Genomic DNA, 20,794 nt, shown 5'->3' on the forward strand with positions numbered 1-20,794 from the left:
GTTTTTTTCCCGCTATCAAGAAATACATAGCCATGAAACCGAACCAAGCATTGCCCGGCAGTGAAAAACAGATGGATCACAAACCCATAGTTGATGATGTTACCCACCAGCCTGGTGGTAAATTGAAAAACAAGATCGCCCTGATCACCGGTGGCGACAGCGGCATTGGAAAAGCAGTAGCCATATTGTTTGCCAAAGAAGGAGCTAAACTGGTCATCAATTACCTGAATGAGCATGAAGACGCCAATTCCACTAAAAAGATAATAGAAAAATATGGCGGAGAAGCATTGCTGATACCCGGTGATATAAGTCAGGAAGCCTTTTGCCGGCAATTGGTAGAAAAAGCGGTAAAACAGTTCGGCCGTATAGATATCCTCGTTAATAATGCCGGTACGCAACACCAGACCCAGGGCCTGGAAGATATAAAAACCGAAGACCTGCTGCATACCTTCCAGGTAAATGTATTTGCCATGATCTGGATCACGCAGTCGGCATTGCCGCATATGCCCAAAGGCAGCGCCATTATCAATACCACTTCTGTAACGGCCTACCAGGGTAATGCCCAGCTGTTGGATTATTCTGCCACAAAAGGTGCCATTGTGGCCTTTACCCGTAGCCTGTCGGCCAGCCTGGTCAGTAAAGAGATCAGGGTGAATGGTGTAGCACCGGGGCCCATATGGACGCCCCTTGCTACCGTTACTAATGATAAGGAAAGCAACAAACACCATGGAGAAAACACCCCATTACAAAGAGCAGGCGAACCGGTTGAGGTAGCGCCCAGCTATCTTTTCCTGGCCTCAAAAGACGCCTCTTATATGACGGGTCAGGTGCTGCATCCCAACGGTGGGTCCATTATTAACGGATAAGCATTAAAGATGCGGAGTAACGGCCGCATGTATTTGCCGTAAAACTTTATCGCGGATATTATTGAATCCCATTTCAATGGTATTGTCGATCCAGCAATGTACTTCCATTTTAACTGTATCACCATTATAATCGGTAAACAAAACCTGCACTCTGTCATCCTTCACCTCAGCAACACTGGCTAAAGCATCTTTTATTTGTTGTTCAATAACCTGTAAATTCAACTTACCGGAAAAAGTAAGCAATACATCAATGCGCCGTTTACCGCTCAGGGAATAATTGGTAATTGGTTTTTGAAATATTTCCTTATTCGGCAACATGATGTGCAGGCCCTGAAAAGTACGAATGGTGGTTGAACGTAGTTGTATCTCTTCTACAATACCGGTAAAACCGTTTGTATCTACGATATTGCCCACATCGAAGGGTTTTCTGAAAATGATAAATACCCCCGAAATAAAATTGGCCGTGAGGTCCTGAAAAGCAAAACCCAGGGCCAGCCCAATAATACCGGCTCCAGCCAGTAAAGAAGCAATGGTTTTTTCAAGATGCAGTAATTGCAAACTGATAAAAAGGCCTACCAATAAGATAACAATAAAAAATATGCTGGAAAACAACCCGCTGATAGTGGGTTTATGGGATACCCTTGTCAACAGCCTGAACACTATTTTTCGCAGGAATTTGGCCATAAAAAAGAAAACGGTAAAAACGAGAATGGCCAATATCAGATTAGGCAGCATTTTTATCAATAGCACTAACCAGGACGCTAACTTTTGCTTTATCAGTTCGAACCATTTTTCCATGGCGAATAACATTTGATACATATCAAGCCTGTTCCTATAATTCAATGCCAACCCTCTTTCTAACCATAGATGGTTAAACAGCGCAGGATAATCGACGCATTGGGGAAAACCTACCCCGAGGTAAGTCTGGGCTATTTGCCAAAACGTGCCCCAAAAGCAAACAGGAAAGATTTAAAAAGGGACAGCTCGTTTTTTGCAAGCGACAGACATACCTATTTCGTCACTGAATTTGCCCGGTTTTATAATGCGCATGTAGTATTTTCTCACTCCCTGATTTCGACAGACAAAGAGCAACTTCAGAATTGTGTAAAAATTAAATTTTAATGTGGGCCTGTGCATTACTTTACCAGAAAAAATGAGTAAATTAGGTTAGCTAACAACTTCCGGTTGCTAACAACAGAAAGAAGAGCAATATCGCTTCCGGCAGTAGTTTATTGTTAAGGTCTAATTTGGTACATGCGATCATAGTTACGTCATGTATTAACACTTCTTTCACCGTGAAAGGGCAATAACATTGCCAACGCACCAATGCAATTCAACGTATAGATAAGAAGTGAAAGAACAATAACCATCTGCTTGCGGCAAATAAAATAATAACATCAAATAAAGGATATCATAAAAGGAGAACAGTAATTATTGTAGCAATAGGAAAAGTGTTTGCCCGGCATAATATTTGATCTTTTATCATTGGAAGTATGCACATAACCAGCGCGTTTGCAAAGTGGGGGGAAAGCATTTCAATATCTTCATAACAGGCACCGGATCTATTGATGAATTAAGAAAACGGAATTATCGACCACCACCATTTTGAGAACCATCCGGACGAAAGCATAGCTTACAGCAGCATACCTTTTGCATGCATTTCGCCTATACACACAAAGCAGCAATTTACAGGTAACCGCTGTCTAATTTTTAGGTAGTCTTAATTGAATCATATTATCCTCTTTTTAGCTCCAACCCTATTGAGCCGATAATATGTGTCAGAACCTTTTTAACACCGCTAACAGAATCCGAAGAAAGACGAATTGTACATCTCTGTATCCTATTTACTGATCAGATCGGAACAATAAGTTATTAGACAGATTATACGCTTGTATAAGATGACCTCTTTTTAGTATTGTTTTTTGTAACTAAAAATTTAAGAGATATGAAAAAAGAACACACCTCCCTTTTCAGCAATCTCTTTGGTGCAAAGGGCAAACCCACAGAGTCAGAAAAATCAACTCCGGTGGTAATTACTTCTTATTCTCAACCGCATGTATTGCAACAAAGAATGAAAGAAGAAAAACTGTCGCATGGTGAAACAGTGACAGCTAACATTTCCCCGGTTAGATTAGAAAGCAATTTTGGCAAAATGGTGCTTTATTTCTGCCCAATGCAATCAATCGAAATTACAGAAAAGGTTAATGCCGGTGACGGAGGCAGCTTACCGGCTGAAGCAATCATTGATGGTTTAACAGTTCCAGGAAACTGTAAACCCGGCTTGTACACATTAAAGAACGTAACATTATCCTCTAACGGAACCATGCAGGTGATAGCCACCGAAAATACCATGTGGGAAAGCGTTTAACAAGCGTTACTGGTATTAAAAAAGTGTGTCCAATGGAGTAAGTATTTTTGATGTGAAGCCCAACAGGGAGCAGGATACAGGTACATTTTCGTCTTTGTAATCCCTCGTCTGAAATGTTTCATTGTAATCTTTCTGCCTAATCAAACATGTCAATACAAAACCCTCGTCCCGGTATTGCCGGGGTGAGGGTTTTTTAGTGCGGCCCGGGCAGGCTGCACACCTATTCCGTTTCTATTGTTCCTTTGGTTTTATTGATATCAACCGCATTACCCGCACAAATGATCACCACTATTGCCGGTGGCAGCATCGGCGATGGAAAATCAGCTACCACTGTTGGCATTGCTTTCCCCTACGGGATCCAGGTTGATTCAGCCGAAAACCGTATATACCTGACAATGTAAATTTCAGGATCAGAAAAGTGTCAGCCGCAACAGGCATCATTACTACTGTCGCCGGCGGCGCATTAAATAGCACCGGAGATGGCGGACCGGCCACTTCGGCACAACTGGCCTACACGAACAATGTTGCTGCAGACGAAACCAGCAACGGGTATAATTTCAACCGTGGCCGGCTCAGCGAGTACCGGGAATGCAGGGCAACAATACTTTTTACAGCCAGCAAATACCTTCAGCTCACCGCTACGGCTTACTGGTTTGCAAACAGGACTTTATTTTGTTCCTATTTCTATAAACAAAACAAAGTATGTTCATAAAATACTCGTACAGTAAATAACTGTACAATTATAAAAGAACAGGGATTGGGCAGATAAAAGCGCAATCCCTTTTCTCTTTATTAAATGCTAAATCCGCCATCAATTGTCAATGAAGCCCCCGTCATAAAACGGCTTTCCTCACTGGCCAGGTAAACTGCCAGTTCCCCTATGTCTTCTGGTTTGCCATATGCAGGAATAGCCATGGCACTACGGACTACATCGGCAAAAGCGCCATTGGCCGGGTTCATATCAGTGTCAACCGGTCCGGGTTGTATCATATTTACGGTAATACCCTTACCACCCAGGTCGCGGGCCAGGCCTTTTGTTAACCCGATCAACGCCGATTTGCTCATAGAATATAAAGTACCGGTTGGAAAAGCCACCCGCTCTGCCATATTACTGCCAATGTTAATGATGCGCCCACCGGGTTGCATATATTGAGCCGCTTTTTGTGATGCCATAAAAACAGCCCGCACATTCACCGACATAGTACTGTCAAAATCGGCCAGTGTATACTCTGCCAGTGGTTTGGCAATATAAATGCCGGCATTGTTCACCAGAATATCGATACGGCCAAATGCGGCAACCGCTTTTTCAACCGCTTCATTAATAGCATTGGGAGAAGCATTGTCAACCGCAATGGCCAATGCCTGCTGCCCTACTTTCTTAATTGCATCAACTACCTGGTTTGCCTGATCAGCTGCCTGCACATAAGTGATCACCACATCGGCGCCCGCTGCCGCCATACGTTTAGCTATACCCGCTCCTATACCTCTACTGCCACCGGTAATAAATACAACCTTGTTTGTTAATCTCTTCATAGTAATCTTTTTATTGCTTGCAAAACTATTGGCTGCATAGTACATTTGCCGGTACATATAATGTTGTTAGGTACTATCAAAATTGTAAGTAATGCGCAAAGAGAATTCAACCAATACCATTAATAAACAGCAAATGGATAAGGACTGTGGCATGTCGTACACCCTTAATACCATTGGCGGCCGATGGAAACCCGCAATTCTGTACAGGCTGATCGGGGGTAAAATGCGGTACAGCGAACTGCGCGACTCCATTCCCAATGTGACCGAACGGATGCTGGTGCTGCAACTGCGCGAAATGGAAAAAGATGGGTTAATAAATCGCATCGTCTATGCGGAAGTACCGCCCCGTGTTGAATATGAATTAACCGAAAAGGGTAACTCGTTGAAACCTATACTGAAAAGCCTCTCGGAATGGGGCGTTAAAAACAGGGATTAGAATTAACCTAGAAAATTTGTAATAATGTTGCAAATTCCGCTACTTTTGTAAGCGATGACAGGAAAGCGGATCATAATCAAGCTCACTACCATTCTTCTTATTCTGGTGTTCAGCCAGAAGATGGGTGTGGGTTTGTATCTGCACAACTGGTTACACGCTTCCAAACAACATACAACGTCATCAAAACCCATTTCAGGCCAGGAAATACAATTTGCCTGCGGTTGTATCAACGATTTCAATCTGCCTTTCACGGAGACCACCGTTCCTTCTATTGAAGTGCCGGTAACCATCGTTAATCAATCGCACAATTCACCCATCTTCACCATTCCGGCTGTTTTCAAATACTTCCACTCCCTTCGCGCTCCCCCTGCATTGGCTGTTTAATTCATTCATTGCTACCATTGTCTTTTATGCATCCTGCATTAAAAGTCATTGCATGCATTCAATATCATTCCGGTAAACAACCACAGCCAATTTAATCCAGACAGGCCCTTGCGGACTGTACAAATTCATTCATTTATGAAACCAGTCAGTGTTATCCTAACATTTATATATAGTTTATTAAGTTTATTTTCCTATAGCCAACAAGAAATTGCACCAGTACCTCATCATGCTACCCCTGTTGAGGCACCACTGGCAGGTGTGCTTACCGGTAAAATAACCGATGCCCATACAGGTGAACCATTGCCCGGTGCCAGCATTTATGTACACGATCTGAAAAAAGGCACCATCTCTGATGATAAAGGCCAATACCGCCTTACTAATTTAAATACCGGTAAATACCTGATTGAGATAACCTACCGGGGTTATTCAACTATTATAGAAACGGTTTCCGTAAACGGTGAAACCCATAAAGATTTTGCGCTACAGGAAGCAGTAGTAGAAAATGAAGAAGTGACGGTAACCGGCGTTTCCTCTGCCACCCGTATTAAACAATCGCCGCAACCGGTGGAAGTATTAAAAAAGGAACAACTCTTTAACGTGTCGGCCACCAATGCCATCGATGCCCTTACCAAAACAGTACCGGGTGTAAATGGCTTGTCGACCGGGCCTGCTATTTCAAAACCCTTTATTCGTGGTTTGGGGTATAACCGGGTTGTCACCATCAATGATGGCATTCGCCAGGAAGGTCAGCAGTGGGGTGATGAACATGGGATTGAAATTGATGACTACAGCATTCAACGGATTGAAGTATTAAAAGGCCCTGCGTCCTTAATGTATGGCAGTGATGCGCTGGCTGGTGTGATCAACATCATTACGCAACGCCCCGTAGCTGATGGTCATATTACGGCGAATCTATTGGGTGAATACCAAACCAATAATGCCCTGCGTGGTTTTTATGGCGATGCAGCAGGCACAAAAAATGGCTTTAGCTGGAATGTGTATGGCTCCTACAAAGGCGCTGAAGATTATAAGAACAAATACGATGGCCGCGTGTACAACTCCAAATTCTATAATAAGAACTTTGGCGGCATGTTGGGCTATACCGGCACCTGGGGCTATAGCCATTTGATGGTTAGTAACTTTGATCAACACATTGGGATGATCGAAGGTGATCGCGACAGCGCCACCGGCGCCTTTATAAAAGCCATGCCCGGCGGTCTCGAAGGCATACCAACTCATGAAGACTTTAAGACCATCACCCCCGAGGTCCCTTATCAGCACATCCGGCACTTTAAAGTTTCAACAGACAATAACTTTAAAGTAGGCAAAACAAACCTCGATGTTACGATCGGCTATCAGCAAAACCAACGGCAGGAATATGGTAATCCTGACGAAGCCAATACCCCCGATGCCTGGTTTAATTTGAAAACAATAAACTATGCCCTGCGCTGGCATCTTCCTTCCACCCAAAACTGGAAAACTACCATAGGCGTAACCGGCATGTCGCAAAACAATACCAATGAAGCAGCGGAAGTGATCATTCCCGATTACGACCTGTTCGATATCGGTGGTTTTGTATTTACCCAATACCATAAAAATAAACTCTCGCTCAATGGCGGTATCCGGTTTGACAGCCGTCACGTAACAGGCAAACCGATGGATATAGACAACCAGCTTAAGTTCACCGGTTTTACCCGCAATTTCTCCAATGTATCGGGTAGTGTAGGTTTGAGCTATGCCACCAGTGACCTTGTTACGCTTAAATTCAATGTGGCCCGGGGCTTTAGAGCACCTAACCTGGCCGAATTGGCCAGCAATGGGGCACATGAAGGCACTAATCGCTATGAAGTAGGCGCCAATGACCTGAAATCGGAAACCAGTTTGCAGATAGATGGCGGTTTTGAACTGAACTCGCAACACGTGTCGCTGGAAACAAGTTTGTTCTATAATCACCTCACCAATTTTATCTTTTATGAAAAAGTGTTGAACGCTGCAGGTACCGATTCCATTCTCACCGACCCTGATTCCGGTGATGACTTGAATGTATATCGTTTTGACCAGAACAATGCCAATTTATATGGCGCCGAACTGGCCCTTGACATTCACCCCCACCCGCTGGATTGGTTGCACTTTAGAAACGCTTTTTCGTATACCCGCGCACAATTTTCCAATGAAGTAGCTGGTACAAAAGATATTCCTTTTATCCCTGCAGCCCGGTTGTTTACCGACCTGGCCGTAACCTTTTTACCAAAAGGAAAAACACTGCGCAACCTGCACATGAACCTGGAAAGTGATTATACCTTTAAACAGGACCATCCATTTACCGGCTTCGATACAGAGACGGCCACACCCGATTACTGGTTGATCAATGCCGGTATTGGCGGCGATTTTGTAAGCAAAGGTAAAACCCTGTTCAGTCTTCGCTTTACAGCTTACAACCTGGGTGATGTAGCTTATCAAAATCATTTAAGCCGGTTAAAGTATACAGCAGTAAATAATGTCACCGGCAGAATGGGTGTATTTAATATGGGCCGCAACTTTGGTATCAAGCTGAATGTACCGCTCGACTTTATCTGGAATTAAAAAATAGAAAAGAATCTGTAGGATGTACCTCGTGAGCTCAAATATTCAGTGAGACGATGTACACCTGACAGGTCTGGTTCTCAAACCTTGGCACGGCTTGCTGCAAATGTATTTAGCGAAGTAAACCAGACCTGTCAGAGCCTGCCCCGCTTTGCGGGGTCCAATTCAACCTAATAATTACTCAAGCTCGAGTGATGGACCTTACAGGTCTTGCCCCTTTACTGGCGCTCCGACTCGTCGGAGTGCCCCGTTACGGAGATGCAATTACAGGTCTTCCCGTTTTGCAATACCTTTGCGCTATAGAAGATTCCCATGGGTAAAAAAGCAACAAGCGACTCCGCCGCCATACCACAATATGTATTAAAGGGGTTCAGGGGTTTGCACCGGCAGGAAGACGATACGACTGATTTCGGTTATAATAACCTCGATACCATTCACCCCATTGCGGGGTTTGAATTGTATTCAAGCCGCGGATTAAAACCTTCGCTGGGTCCTTTGAAATCGGCATTCTATCGCATAAGCATAACTATAACCGGACAGGTGGATATGCAACTTGGCCTGGAACATTTCAAACACCAACCACGCACCATGAGTTTTACCTGGCCCAACCAGGTTTTCTCAAAAAGCAATATCAGCGCCGATGCTTTTGGTTATTACCTGCTGTTCAATGAAGACTTTCTAAACGACCTGGTGCCGGCGGCCAACATTCCACGGGAGTTTCCTTTTTTTGACTACTCGGGTAAGCCGTTGTTTCAACTGGCCCCTGAGGAAATTGACCGGGTGCAGCAATTCGTTTTGAATATGAATGAAGAACTGAAAGCAAACCGTCCCGGTAAGGAAAAAGCGGTCCGCATGTATCTATATTTATTGTTGCTGGAAGCTAAAAGAAGTTATGAAAGACAGCAATTGCATGTATCAGCCGATACCGGCGATACCGTATACCTCGTGTCGCATTTTCAAAAACTGGTAAGCCGGCATTTTCTGTTAAAACGAAAGGTCACCGATTATGCCAGCCTGCTTGCAGTAAGTGCTAACCATTTAAACCGCACGGTAAAAGATGTGACTGGTAAAACAGCTTCCGAATCCATTGCCGACATGCTGGTGCAGGAAGCAAAAGCCGTACTGAAATATACCGAAGCAACCGTATCGGAAATTGCCTACCAGCTGAACTTTAGTGAACCGGCTGCCTTTAACCGCTTCTTCAAAAAAATGACCGGTGAAACCCCACTGTATTTTCGAAAGAATGCATTGGGTCAATACAATGCATGATCGGGTCAATTACTAACCGGTACTATCGTCAGACATTTGTTCTAACAAAAACAGAACAAAATGAATGGAGTATTCGAAAACAAAAAAGTAATTGTAATTGGCGGTTCATCAGGCATTGGATTGGCAACGGCGCAAACCCTGGCTAACAGTAACGCCAGGGTAACTATTACCGGTCGGGATGCTGAAAAATTAAAAGCCATACAGCAAACATCAAACATTCAGACCCAGGTAGTAGACAGCAGCGATCGTACTGCACTCGATGCATTTTTCAAACAAACCGGTTCTTTCGATCACCTGGTTATTACAGTGAGTGGGTCAAAAGGCATGGGCAATTTTGCAGAATTGTCATTAGCCGATCTGCGGGCAGGGTTTGAAGGAAAATTCTGGCCCCAGCTCAACACCTTACAGGCAGCATTACCTTATTTGAATAACAGCGGCAGCGTTACCCTCATAACGGCCATTTCCTCGGTAGCCCAAAAACCGGGCACATCCGGACTGGCAGCCATCAATGGCGCCCTGGAATTAATGGTCCCCGTGCTTGCTCAGGAGTTAAAACCCCTCCGCATCAACGCTGTATCTCCCGGAGTTGTAGACACGCCCTGGTGGAACTTTGCACCCGAAGCAGCCAAACAACAGGCCTTTCAACAATTAACCGGCAATATACCAGCAGGACGGGTAGCCCGCGCCGAAGAAATTGCCGATGCCATTGTATTCACTCTCGGTAACAGCTACATGACCGGTACCGTGATCCATTGTGATGGGGGCTTCAGCTGTTAATATTTTTTATGACATTCATCATGCCCCTATCGGGCATTTTAAAAGCTGTATGAGGCATTAAAAAAATAAACTACTAACATTCAAGTGATTGTACATGCGAAATAGCGCTAATTGAAAATAAGGATGGCATAATGCTTGATGTAAACCCACCCAAATAAATTGACCATATACATTTTTTTATAGAACTAAAAAGATAGGAATGATTTTAGTGGTGTATCATGAATTCAGCTTCAACCTTTTCCTGACATCTTTGGACAATAAAGGCATAGTGCGACCACTCATAAATAGCAGCTTCCTTACATATTATTGATGTTAATCTGACGCGTGCAAGGCACGGTTTGAGATTGTTTTATTAATAGTTCAAAAATACACTTTGAAAAACCATCGATGATCCCGCAAAGGGCGGGGTTTCCAAACTTCCTAAAGAAGCCATCAATGTCTTATGATCCCTGGGTAAGAGGCATCCGCCTGCACGCGGACGCCTCTTTTTTCTTTTTTGTAATACAGCTATTTTCCCTGGCAGCCCATTTTTCCTTCTAAATTGTATATCATTGCCGAAAATTAATTTGTTGGCCAACGAAGCCCGATAAAAGATATAATATTTGCAAAATCAAGGCGTTAACCAAGCTTTCGGACAATTGGCCAACCAATAGCCATCGGAAACATATAAAACTGTTTAGATGAAAAAGAACAAAAATGTATCGCAGTCGGGCGGTGCTGGCAGTACAGGTTCTCAACCGGTTCAACCATCATCAGCGGCTGCTACTTCCACAAAACAGCCTGCCCCTGCTACCAGCAATGGTTTTAAAACATTCATTTTATTGGTAGCCTCCATTTTTTTACTGATCATATTCTTCGGTTTGGAACCTAATAAAATGTGGCTCGATCAACGGATCATGCCCTATTGGGAAGATTATAAAGAACAAAAGCTTAACCTCGACCTGGAAGAACGTAAACTGGCCCGTTATCAAACAGATTACATCTTCGCCAAAAACGTAAGCGGCTTTTTTGAACAAAGAGGTATTGCCAGCAAAACCCTGGTATTGATCCCCTCCTCTGATTACTTCAACGCCCATGGGCTGCAGATCCACGTTCCCGAACCGGCCGTCTTCTACTACTTCACCGGCTTAAAAACCATTTGGGCCAATAGCCCGGAAGCCAACAAGGCCAACTGGTACATAACTGTCCGAAATGGCGGACTGGTATTCGATAGTGTTACCAATCAACAGGCTTTACTGGATACCATTGCCTCCTTTAACAAATACAAAATTTCTTTATGAGTGGCATAATGATCATTTTATTACTAACGATCATACAGTTTATTGCAGGATTTGGCCTTATCACCTTATTCAATATACAGCTGAAACCGGGTTTGCTGATCTCCCTGGCTATCTTATTAGGGGTGGCGGTATTTTCCATCATGCCCTTTATTTTACAACTGGCCTACATTCCGCTCACTTCAACCAATGTATTCATTTCTATACTGGTGGCCTGTGTGCTGTTAAATATTAAGTTCAGGCAGGGTATTGCCCGTATGCAGGAACTGAAGGCCAACTTTAAGCTAAGGGTAAAACTATATGAGATCCCCTTTGTGGTGATGATCGTATTTATAGTATTTGTGAGCGCGTGGCGTTGTTTTTATTTCCCCCCTACTCCCCGTGACCTTACTTCGGGCGCCGAGGTAATTGCAGAATTTGCCATCCGCGAAAAAACAATGATCAACTCTGTTTTTAGCGTTAACCTCGAAACTACCAACAACGTTTTCAAACCCCCGTTTATAACCTGTTTACAGATCATTTATAAATATGCCGGGTTCGAATTCGGACAGGTATGGCTCAGCACCATCGTGGCTTGTTTTCTTATCTTTTTATACCAGGCGCTTACCTTAAGCATCCACCGCATCTTTGCCGGTTTGCTGGTCTTGTTCTTTATGGCCATACCTGAAATGTTTGCTTATACCTTTATGGTGTTGTTCGACTATAGTAATGCCGCCTTCTTTTTCCTGGCCATCTGGTTCCTGTATCAATTTTTTCAGAACCAGCAACGCAACTACCTGGCTTTTGCCGGTTTGTTAATGGCCATTGCCACATACATCCGCTCAGAGACCCTGATCCTGGCCTGCCTGATGACACCAGCCATTGTCTGGTTCCACTGGAAGAATAAAACGGGCATTGTAAAAGGATTGATAAGCAGCGCCTGGTATGTAGTACCTTCCGTTTTGGCGTATGTGTTGTCGATCTCTATTTATATTAACCGGTACCTGCCGGCCAAGTATAATATTGAGGGACTGGTGAATAAGAACCTGGGCGATCTGTCGCCTTTTTTCACCCGCTTTTCCGATATCAACAGTAAACTGATCTTTAGCGATCTGGGGGTAGGCTACTATGGCTATTTCATTTACTTCTTTGTTTTGCTTTTGCTGCTCGAACTTGTGATCAAACGCAAACTGAACGGTACTACCCGTTACTGGCTGTATGCCGTGCTGGTAATATATATCGGCTTCCCGCTGATGAGTTATTTGTTACCCCTGCTCGACCTGAACAACTCAACCAAAAGAGGGCTGTTTAAAATATTTCCGCTGATGTTGTTGTATATGGCTAATAACAGCCTGCTGGTAAGCTGGTCGCAGCGTATTACCAAATGGGAAACGAAATCGTAAAAGCAAGACCTGTAAGGTCTGCCTCATTAAATTGCCGGGCTAAGATGATGAACAGACCCCGATGAATCGGGGCAGGCGCTGACAGGTATTGCTCTCTTCTCTATTCATGACCTGTCAGAGCCTGCCCCGCTTTGCGGGGATCACTAATCACTCTGCTCGTTTAAGCTCAAATGGCGAACCTGACAGGTCGTATAAAAAAATAAGCGAGGCTCCCTGATAAATCGGGGAGCCTCGTGAATATAATAACTGGTTAGCCGGTCAACTTACTTACCTAACCCTTTGAACAACTTAGACTTTACTAACCCTATTTTATTAAAGAAGTATTGAAAACTTACCCGCAAAACGCCCAACCCATAAATAGAGCTGCGTTTAAAGTTGATAGAAGATGCTTCGTCGAAGTACTTTGTGGGGCACGTGATCTCGGCTATTTCAAAGCCCTTGTAAAAGATCTGGGCCAGCAGCTCATTATCGAATACAAAATCGTCTGAATTATCCTGAAAAGGTATCGCCAACAACACATCTTTATGATATGCCCGGTAACCGGTATGGTACTCAGATAATTTCTGGTTCATCAGAATATTCTGCGTCATGGTCAACATGCGGTTGAACAGGTATTTGTACATGGGCATGCCACCTTTTAAAGCGCCCTTGCCTAATATGCGGGAACCCAGCACAACCGGGTAAACTTTATTGGCTATCAGGGAAACCATGGGGGTGATCAGTGCAGGAGTATACTGGTAATCGGGGTGCAGCATTACAATTATATCTGCGCCTATTTCCAATGCTTTATTATAGCAGGATTTTTGGTTACCACCATAACCTTTATTTTTCTCGTGCCGTACAATATGTTGAATACCAATTTGGCGTGCAACTGCAATGGTATCATCTTTACTCGCATCATCAACAAGGATCACATCATCCACTATCGATCTGTCGATTTCATCATAGGTTGGCTTGAGTGTTTTTGCTGCATTATAGGCCGGCAACACTACCACTACTTTTTGTCCATTAATCATACTTATATATACAATCTAAATATAAAGGGTATTTACGCCAGCAAGGGCGGAATAATCCGGCAATAATAAAGCATTTATAGCACTTTTTCAAGGGTATTAAGTGCATGTTTCCATATAAACCGATACCGACCGCTTTAGTAAGGTATTCCCCATAGCGCAATCAAGACATCTTTTGACATCACAATAATGTCCTTTTAACTCAAGCAGGGCTTGTGAATCGCAGGCGCTTTTATTAACAATGCCCAGGTCTGTAAAACTATTGGTTATGGCGTTCACTTCCGGGTCCAGTTCATCTAACCAGTTCAAAGCCCGGTTCTTATATTGTTCTTCATTGTGTAAAAGACCATAGGCGAATAAAATTGGTACCACCGTATTGATAATAAGGATATCGATCATTTGATTGCCCAGCTTCTTGGACCGGTGGACCGAACTTTTCTGGAAGGTATAATGCTCATCCCAGAATTCACTGGCGGTAACAGCAAGCCAGTTCCTGATATCACTGAGCTGTGCTGTTTCCTTGATAAACGTAAACAGGTGGCTCGACCGGTACAGCAACCTGGCTAGTTGGGCCAGCCGGATGGTGGGAAAGTTTACCGGGCGCGTACGCAAAAAATGCACTGATTGCCTTACCGGTTGCAGTTTGTATTTGGCTTTTACGTGCAGGTAATCCCGCTGCAGCCTGATGGGATAAGCCTCTTCAAAATCACCCTCCAGCAAACCGCATTGGCCCAACAACAAGGCCTCCAGCACCGGTAACTGGTTTTTGTACCGGGCCAGCAAGGTTACCGGCAGGGTTTTGGCCATTGCTTCAAACGGTTCAAAGTTTAATGCAGCTCCAAAGTTGCGTGCCAGCAACCACCAGAAAGTTTCTTCCCAATGTTGATGGGTTTGTAATAAAAAAGAGAACACCATGGCCGATTTGCGTTGCATGCGCTCCGCGAGTAACCTCTCCCGCCATGAGATCCAGATGATGCGCGATACATCCCTGATCTGGTTTCCGCAGGCAATAAAACCGGCACTGTCCATCCAGTATTTATATTGCTCCAGTAACAACATGGAAACCTTTGAGTGCATGGAAAAAACCGGGATCCGGGTATCCCTTTCTGGCAGGTCGTTTTCCCATACCACGTGCAATACTACATTGTCGTAATTACGGTCGAACTGATGGGCATGCCGGTACCAGTCGGACGTTTTTACATGCACTTCCACATGCCCTACCCATAAAGTATCTTCAATCCTTATTTTAGCTTCAAGAAAATCGGGCCCCTGGTTGGTATTAAATCGGCCCGGATGTATAACCTGAAAGATATCTCCATTATCCAGAATGGAGCTTTGTTTATTATAATACTGAAATTGCCATAGGTATTGCAGCAGCCTTTCTGTCATTGTACTAATTTTTCAAGTTAGAAAATGCTGCTACTATCAGAGCTGAATTTTTGGCTACAATCAGACCCTCCTACCTAAATATATTCATTTTCCCTGATTTGTTACTAACTTATTCAATTCCGTTACCACCCTACTAACGGGCAACCCCATAACATTATAGAAATCACCCTGTATAGATTTTATCCCCACTACCCCGATCCATTCCTGTATGGCATACGCGCCGGCTTTATCGTATGGCTGGTATTTATCTACATAGAAAGCGATCTGCTCCCGGGTAAGTGGATGAAACCAAACATCGGTAATATCTGCAAAAGCAATTTCCTGTTGTCCCTTTAAAAGTACAACCCCGGTTATTACCTGGTGTTTATTACCCGAAAGCCGGCTTAGTATCTCTATTGCATCCTCGCGATCTTTGGGTTTTCCAATGATGGTAGTTCCCAACACCACTACTGTATCGGCGGCAATTATAATATTATTGGTATCGTGTAGCGATTCATATTTCTGCCGTACGGCAATTGCTTTTTCGCGGGCAATGTGTACAGGCACTTCCGGCACCGGCATGTCGGCCGGGAAGGTCTCAGCGGTAGACTGTACCATGATGTCAAATGTAATTTCAGCCCATTCCAGTAATTGTTTACGCCGGGGCGATTGGGAAGCCAGGATGATACGGAGACCGTTCATTTATGTATAGAGTTTAAAGAACAACATAGACAATATGCCGCTCAGCATGATCAACTTTAGCCAGGTGCTTATGGTATGAAAATCAGCCGGTGCTACGGCTTTGACCAGTTTACGCAGCAATATCAACAAAGGTATAAGAATAAAGACCACACTATAGCCTGCAGCCCACCACCATTTAAAAGGCAATACATAGGCCTGCATAACCACTACGCCCGCCAGTAATACCAACAGCCAGGTGGCGGCAAATACTTTGGATGCGTTTATTCCCCAAACAATGGGCATAGTGCGGCAGCCATACCGGACATCACCATTTATATCTTCCATATCTTTCACCACCTCCCTGATCAGGGATATAATAAAAGCAAAACCAGCATACAGGAATGTCCGCCGCATCAACTTGGATGCTTCCACCCCCGCATACATCTCTGGTCTTTTCAGCACCACATAATGTGTAATAAACCCTATTACCAAAATTACCCAGGCGGTAAGCAGGGAAATGATCACATTGCCGCTCAGCAGTTTCTTCTTAAATATGGTACTGTAAAACCACAGGGCGCCTACACAACCAATATTGGCGGGTATCAACCACCAGCACCTGGTTTTCCAGGCTACATAGGCACTGCATAATACCCCCAGTCCCGACAACACGAGGTGCCAGATAATGGCCCAGCGGCGTTTGATGATCTTCTCCACCACCAGCTTGTCGGGTTTATTTACCAGGTCTATGTTTAAATCGAAATAATCGTTGATGATGTAACCGGCAGCGGCAATAAGTACAGAAGCCGCGATCAGGGTTATAAAAACAGGCGTGGGAAGCACAGGTGTTGCCTGCGCATGGTTAAATATCGGTCCTACAATACAATACTGAAACAGCAATTGGGTAATGGCAATGAACAACAGGTTCACTGAACGTATAAGGCGTATAAATGCTGCCAGTAATTTCATTTAATAATAAGTTTCGGGTTCAGGATATTGGGGATATTGGGATATTGAGCCTTGGTTACTTACTCGCCACATCGGTGCTCAGTTCCCAGTTATTATTCAACTTCAGCACTTTTTCAATCACCTCCCGAACACAACCTTGTCCGCCTGGTAACTGAGCAATATATTTGGCTATTTGTCTTATTTCGGTGGCCGCATCGGCGGGTGAACAAGGCAAACCAACCTGCTTCATTACGTCATAATCGGGAATATCGTCTCCCATGAACAACACTTCGCTCCATTGTAAATTATGCTGCTGCACATATTCCGTCAATTTGCCTTTTTTATCAGTGACCTGCATAAACACATCCTGTATTCCCAGCCGGTTCAGGCGTTGAATAACGGCATCGCTTGCCCCCCCGGAGATCACCGCTATACGGTACCCTTTCTTTACAGCCAGCTGCAGGGCAAACCCATCTTTTATATTCATGCGGCGCACAAACTGTCCGTCATCAAAAACAAACAGCGTACCATCAGTCAGTACGCCGTCTACATCAAAGACGAAAGTGGTTATCTGCTTAAATTGGTCTAATATATTCATGTTCATCGGATGGGTGCAAAAATAAGCTGAAAATTACTCTTATACCAGCGATCAAAGTAAAGAAATCGACACCAGTACAATAAAAAAACCGCTCTGTTGTCAGAACGGTTTTTTCTTATATATACAAAGAATCGACTGTTGTTCTTAATTCTTGTTTACATTGGCATACACCAGGTTGGTTTGGGTTACCATGTCGTTTAATACGTTGGTAGCCTCATCCAGATAAGGATCATTACGCAGGAGCTTCAACCAGTTCTTAAAGCGCTCCAGTTTGGCAACATCGCCTGTAGACTCAACCCGTTTCATATCTTCGATCAGGGGATCTACATTCAACTCGTGCGGTAATTTATTCTGTGTCTCTATCTGTTTGGCGATCACTTTGTTCTTTTTCTGTTCTTCCTGGTATTTCTTCAGGCTCAATGAAACCGTTCTATCGCTTTGTTTGGCCAGCCATTCTGCATTGTTGTGAATGGTGGTGAACAGCGCATTGCTCTTAAGACGCTCAGCACTGGCTTTTCTGATCGGGCTCAGGTCAAGACCGTACTTCCAGCGGCTATAATCAGCCTTTTGTATTTCATCCCAGGCCAGCGCATCCGGATTATCTTTCTCGCGGATCTTCGTATACTCGAAAATATCGGGGATGTTCACATCAGAAGCCACACCACGCAATTGCGTAGAACCGCCATTGATACGATAGAATTTCTGCAAGGTCAGTTTAATGGTCCCCAATTCGCTGTTAGGATCAAGGAAACCCATTGTTTTATCAAGACCAATGTTACGTTGTACAGTACCCTTACCATAAGTAGAAGTGCTGCCAATGATAACCCCACGGTCATAGTCCTGAATAGCGGCGGCAAAGATCTCAGAAGCTGAAGCGCTGAATTCATTTACCATTACAGCCAGCGGACCATCATACAATACTGATTTATCACGATCGTAGTAAACCTGCGGTTTTCCTTCGCGGTCTTTTACCTGTACAATAGGACCACCTTCAATGAACAGACCAACCATTTGCACTACATCGTATAAAGAACCACCGCCATTGTTACGCAGGTCCATTATGATGCCATCCACTTTCTGTTCTTTTAATTTGATGATCTCTTTCTTTACATCCTCAGAGCAACGGGCGCCTTTTGGATTATCGAAATCGGCGTAGAACTCAGGCAGGTAAATAAAACCGAGTTTACCTTTAGGTGTGTTGATCACAGCGCTGCGGGCAAAGGTCTCATCCTGGATGATCTCATCGCGGATCAGGGTAACTGTTTTTATAGAGCCATCCGTTTTCTTCAATGTAAGACGCACTTCCGTTCCTTTTTTACCACGGATCAGCTTCACGGCATCCTGAACCGTATAACCAGTAAGATCAACAGGTTCAGCAGCCCCCTGTGCTACTTTGATGATAAGGTCGCCCACCCCAATTTCACCTGACTTCAAGGCAGGGCTGCCAGCCAGCACAGAACCGATCTTGATATTACCATCTTCTTCGCGTAAAGAAGCGCCAATACCATAAAAACGGCCACTCATTTCTTCATCAAAATAACGTTTGTCAATAGGCGGCATGAACGTAGTGTGTGGGTCCATCGATTCAGTGATGGTCTTTACAAACTCGTTAAACCGGTCATCATCGCTTACTTTAAATTTCAGGCGATCGAAATTCCTGCTTAATATTTTCAAAACCCGGTCACGGGCTTCCTGCTCCAGTTGCTCATCGGTCTTTGCTACAAAATTTTCTTTGCCTTTGTTCTTTTCCCGGTCTTCCAACAGGTCGTAATAACGCTCAAGGACCATATATTTTAAGCGTTTACGCCAGGCTTCTTTTCTATCAGCCTCGTTTTTGGGAAAATCCAGTTTCTCGTCATTCAGGTTAGCTGTCTCCTCTTTTGTAAAATCAAAAGGCTTTGACAGTATTTCTTTATAGATATCCTCGGTTTCAGGCAAACGTTTTTTATAGATCTCAGAAACGGCAGGTACAAACTGTACGGGACCGCCCAGGATCTCATCGTCGATCTTCGTTTCGTACTTCTTCAATTGCTGAATATCCGACTGTAACAATATATTCTTTTGATCGTCGATCTTGTCGCCCAGGTATTTCTTAAAAATTTCTTTGGAAAAGTTATCGTCGATCTTTTTGGGACTGTAATGGATCTCAGCAAGCATTTCTCCTACATTATGAAGTATCTTTTCATACTTAGTGGGTGGAGTACCCTTACCCAATCCAAACCCCAGCGAACTGAATGCCAGGAACACTCCCGCAACAAACAAAGGCAGAACTATGGGTAAATTTTTTCGTTGTAGCATATATTTTAAAACTTTAGGCATCTATTCAAAAATAACGATAAAAAAGATGGGTTGTTGCACTAATGTGATAATTAACAAGCCATTTTGATGAAAGGTTTACAGAAAGATTTGTTACTAAAACAATTTTTTCCCTACATTTGCAACCTGAACACGGAGGTTGTAGCTCAGTTGGTTAGAGCGCTAGATTGTGGTTCTAGAGGTCGAGGGTTCGAAACCCTTCATCCTCCCTCAGATATCTCCCCCGACATCTTTGTCGGGGGTTTTTTATTTTAAAACCCGGAAGAAGATCTGTCTATCCGGAACGAATTTTTAAGGCGTTTAGATATTAATAAAGTTTCACTTATGAATTGGTGGTTACTGATCATTATACCATTTTCCTCGGCATTTATTGGGTGGGCAAGCAACCGCATTTTCGTCAAAATGCTTTTCTACCCTTATAAACCGGTACGGATATTCGGATTTACCCTGCAGGGCATTTTTCCAAAACGGCAAAGGCAACTTGCCCAAACATTGGGCTCCCTGGTGAGCCGGGAATGGCTCTCTTTCGGCGATTTGGAAGAAAAGATCACCAACCCGGAAAGCATAAAAAAAATTATGCCGGTGGCCGAAGTGCACATAGACGATTTCCTGCGTAACAAACTCAAGGAAGGATTTCCCATGATCAGCATGGTTGGCGATAGAACGCTTAATACCCTGAAAGAGATCTTTATGAAGGAACTGGAAGCCATATTTCCGGTCATTATGAAAGGATATCTCCAAAATCTGCAACAAGACCTCGACCTGGAACAAACCATTACCGACAAAATAGCCACACTGCAAACAGAAAAGATTGAAGCCGAACTGTATCACCACGCAGGCAGGGAATTACGCCAGGTGGGATTAATAGGAGCGGCTATTGGTTTACTAATAGGCCTGGTACAGGTTTGTATCATTTTGATAATTAAGTAAATGAAGTAAGATGTAGGAGATAGGAAGTAGGAAGACTACGAATTCCAGGATTCATAATTAATTTGAAA

At 43.8% G+C, this 20,794-nt stretch carries 20 protein-coding genes and 1 tRNA gene; 13 read left to right on the forward strand and 8 right to left on the reverse strand.

The features are described 5' to 3' along the window. Positions 1-32: 32 nt before the first annotated feature. Positions 33-866 carry an SDR family oxidoreductase gene (locus J7I42_RS18095; protein WP_209140251.1) on the forward strand — a complete coding sequence of 278 codons (834 nt, stop codon included), beginning with the start codon at positions 33-35 and terminating at the stop codon, positions 864-866. Positions 867-869: 3 nt separating this feature from the next. Here J7I42_RS18095 and J7I42_RS18100 read toward each other — a convergent pair whose 3' ends face one another. Then, a complete protein-coding gene (locus J7I42_RS18100; protein ID WP_209140252.1) occupies positions 870-1,664 on the reverse strand; it encodes a mechanosensitive ion channel family protein in 795 nt (264 codons plus the stop codon). 1,147 nt (positions 1,665-2,811) lie between these two features. Here J7I42_RS18100 and J7I42_RS18105 point away from each other — a divergent pair. From J7I42_RS18105 to J7I42_RS18110, 3 genes are all read left to right on the forward strand, one after another. Continuing rightward, positions 2,812-3,234: a hypothetical protein gene (locus J7I42_RS18105; RefSeq protein WP_014217921.1), complete on the forward strand. Its 423-nt coding sequence runs from the start codon at positions 2,812-2,814 to the stop codon at positions 3,232-3,234. Between the two features lie 278 nt (positions 3,235-3,512). Continuing rightward, positions 3,513-3,635: a hypothetical protein gene (locus J7I42_RS35395; protein ID WP_262898134.1), complete on the forward strand. Its 123-nt coding sequence runs from the start codon at positions 3,513-3,515 to the stop codon at positions 3,633-3,635. A 17-nt stretch (positions 3,636-3,652) separates the two neighbouring features. Next, on the forward strand, positions 3,653-3,946 hold the full coding sequence (locus J7I42_RS18110) for a hypothetical protein (protein ID WP_209140253.1): 294 nt from the start codon (positions 3,653-3,655) through the stop codon (positions 3,944-3,946). 80 nt (positions 3,947-4,026) lie between these two features. On the opposite strand, the gene J7I42_RS18115 is transcribed toward J7I42_RS18110, so the two are convergent. Continuing rightward, on the reverse strand, positions 4,027-4,767 hold the full coding sequence (locus J7I42_RS18115) for an SDR family NAD(P)-dependent oxidoreductase (RefSeq protein WP_209140254.1): 741 nt from the start codon (positions 4,765-4,767) through the stop codon (positions 4,027-4,029). Between the two features lie 91 nt (positions 4,768-4,858). Between J7I42_RS18115 and J7I42_RS18120 the strand changes: the two genes are divergently transcribed. The 7 genes from J7I42_RS18120 to J7I42_RS18150 all read left to right on the forward strand — a co-directional run bounded on the left by J7I42_RS18120 (position 4,859) and on the right by J7I42_RS18150 (position 12,875). Continuing rightward, positions 4,859-5,203, forward strand: coding sequence for a winged helix-turn-helix transcriptional regulator (locus J7I42_RS18120; RefSeq protein WP_317196249.1), 345 nt, complete (start codon positions 4,859-4,861; stop codon positions 5,201-5,203). A gap of 54 nt (positions 5,204-5,257) precedes the next feature. Then, complete coding sequence (locus J7I42_RS18125; protein ID WP_209140255.1) at positions 5,258-5,587, forward strand: hypothetical protein; 330 nt, start codon at positions 5,258-5,260, stop codon at positions 5,585-5,587. Positions 5,588-5,722: 135 nt separating this feature from the next. Continuing rightward, positions 5,723-8,170 carry a TonB-dependent receptor gene (locus J7I42_RS18130; RefSeq protein WP_209140256.1) on the forward strand — a complete coding sequence of 816 codons (2,448 nt, stop codon included), beginning with the start codon at positions 5,723-5,725 and terminating at the stop codon, positions 8,168-8,170. A gap of 312 nt (positions 8,171-8,482) precedes the next feature. After that, a complete protein-coding gene (locus J7I42_RS18135) occupies positions 8,483-9,439 on the forward strand; it encodes a helix-turn-helix domain-containing protein (protein ID WP_209140257.1) in 957 nt (318 codons plus the stop codon). 60 nt (positions 9,440-9,499) lie between these two features. Then, a complete protein-coding gene (locus tag J7I42_RS18140) occupies positions 9,500-10,216 on the forward strand; it encodes an SDR family oxidoreductase (protein WP_209140258.1) in 717 nt (238 codons plus the stop codon). A 680-nt stretch (positions 10,217-10,896) separates the two neighbouring features. Next, positions 10,897-11,496: a hypothetical protein gene (locus J7I42_RS18145; protein ID WP_209140259.1), complete on the forward strand. Its 600-nt coding sequence runs from the start codon at positions 10,897-10,899 to the stop codon at positions 11,494-11,496. Then, positions 11,493-12,875 (forward strand): hypothetical protein, encoded by a 1,383-nt coding sequence (locus tag J7I42_RS18150; protein ID WP_209140260.1) that lies wholly within the window; start codon positions 11,493-11,495, stop codon positions 12,873-12,875. The genes J7I42_RS18145 and J7I42_RS18150 overlap by 4 nt, the downstream gene beginning before the upstream one ends. A 263-nt stretch (positions 12,876-13,138) precedes the next feature. Here J7I42_RS18150 and J7I42_RS18155 read toward each other — a convergent pair whose 3' ends face one another. The 6 genes from J7I42_RS18155 to J7I42_RS18180 all read right to left on the reverse strand — a co-directional run bounded on the left by J7I42_RS18155 (position 13,139) and on the right by J7I42_RS18180 (position 19,778). Continuing rightward, the gene (locus J7I42_RS18155; protein WP_209140261.1) at positions 13,139-13,891 is read right to left on the reverse strand and encodes a glycosyltransferase family 2 protein; all 753 of its coding nucleotides are present in this window, start codon (positions 13,889-13,891) and stop codon (positions 13,139-13,141) included. 96 nt (positions 13,892-13,987) lie between these two features. Then, entirely contained in the window at positions 13,988-15,277 is a 1,290-nt protein-coding gene (locus J7I42_RS18160; RefSeq protein WP_209140262.1) for a DUF2851 family protein, read from the reverse strand. A gap of 84 nt (positions 15,278-15,361) precedes the next feature. After that, a complete protein-coding gene (locus tag J7I42_RS18165) occupies positions 15,362-15,958 on the reverse strand; it encodes a Maf family protein (RefSeq protein WP_209140263.1) in 597 nt (198 codons plus the stop codon). Next, positions 15,959-16,903 carry a geranylgeranylglycerol-phosphate geranylgeranyltransferase gene (locus J7I42_RS18170; RefSeq protein ID WP_209140264.1) on the reverse strand — a complete coding sequence of 315 codons (945 nt, stop codon included), beginning with the start codon at positions 16,901-16,903 and terminating at the stop codon, positions 15,959-15,961. A gap of 55 nt (positions 16,904-16,958) precedes the next feature. Then, positions 16,959-17,480, reverse strand: coding sequence for a KdsC family phosphatase (locus J7I42_RS18175; RefSeq protein ID WP_209140265.1), 522 nt, complete (start codon positions 17,478-17,480; stop codon positions 16,959-16,961). A 144-nt stretch (positions 17,481-17,624) separates the two neighbouring features. Further along, the gene (locus J7I42_RS18180; RefSeq protein WP_209140266.1) at positions 17,625-19,778 is read right to left on the reverse strand and encodes a carboxy terminal-processing peptidase; all 2,154 of its coding nucleotides are present in this window, start codon (positions 19,776-19,778) and stop codon (positions 17,625-17,627) included. Positions 19,779-19,931: 153 nt separating this feature from the next. Here J7I42_RS18180 and J7I42_RS18185 point away from each other — a divergent pair. Further along, a tRNA-His gene (locus J7I42_RS18185) sits at positions 19,932-20,005 on the forward strand. 115 nt (positions 20,006-20,120) lie between these two features. Continuing rightward, a complete protein-coding gene (locus J7I42_RS18190) occupies positions 20,121-20,726 on the forward strand; it encodes a DUF445 domain-containing protein (protein ID WP_209140267.1) in 606 nt (201 codons plus the stop codon). Positions 20,727-20,794 lie beyond the last annotated feature (68 nt).

The sequence above is a fragment of the Niastella soli genome, from assembly GCF_017742245.1.
GTDB classification, from domain to species: domain Bacteria; phylum Bacteroidota; class Bacteroidia; order Chitinophagales; family Chitinophagaceae; genus Niastella; species Niastella soli.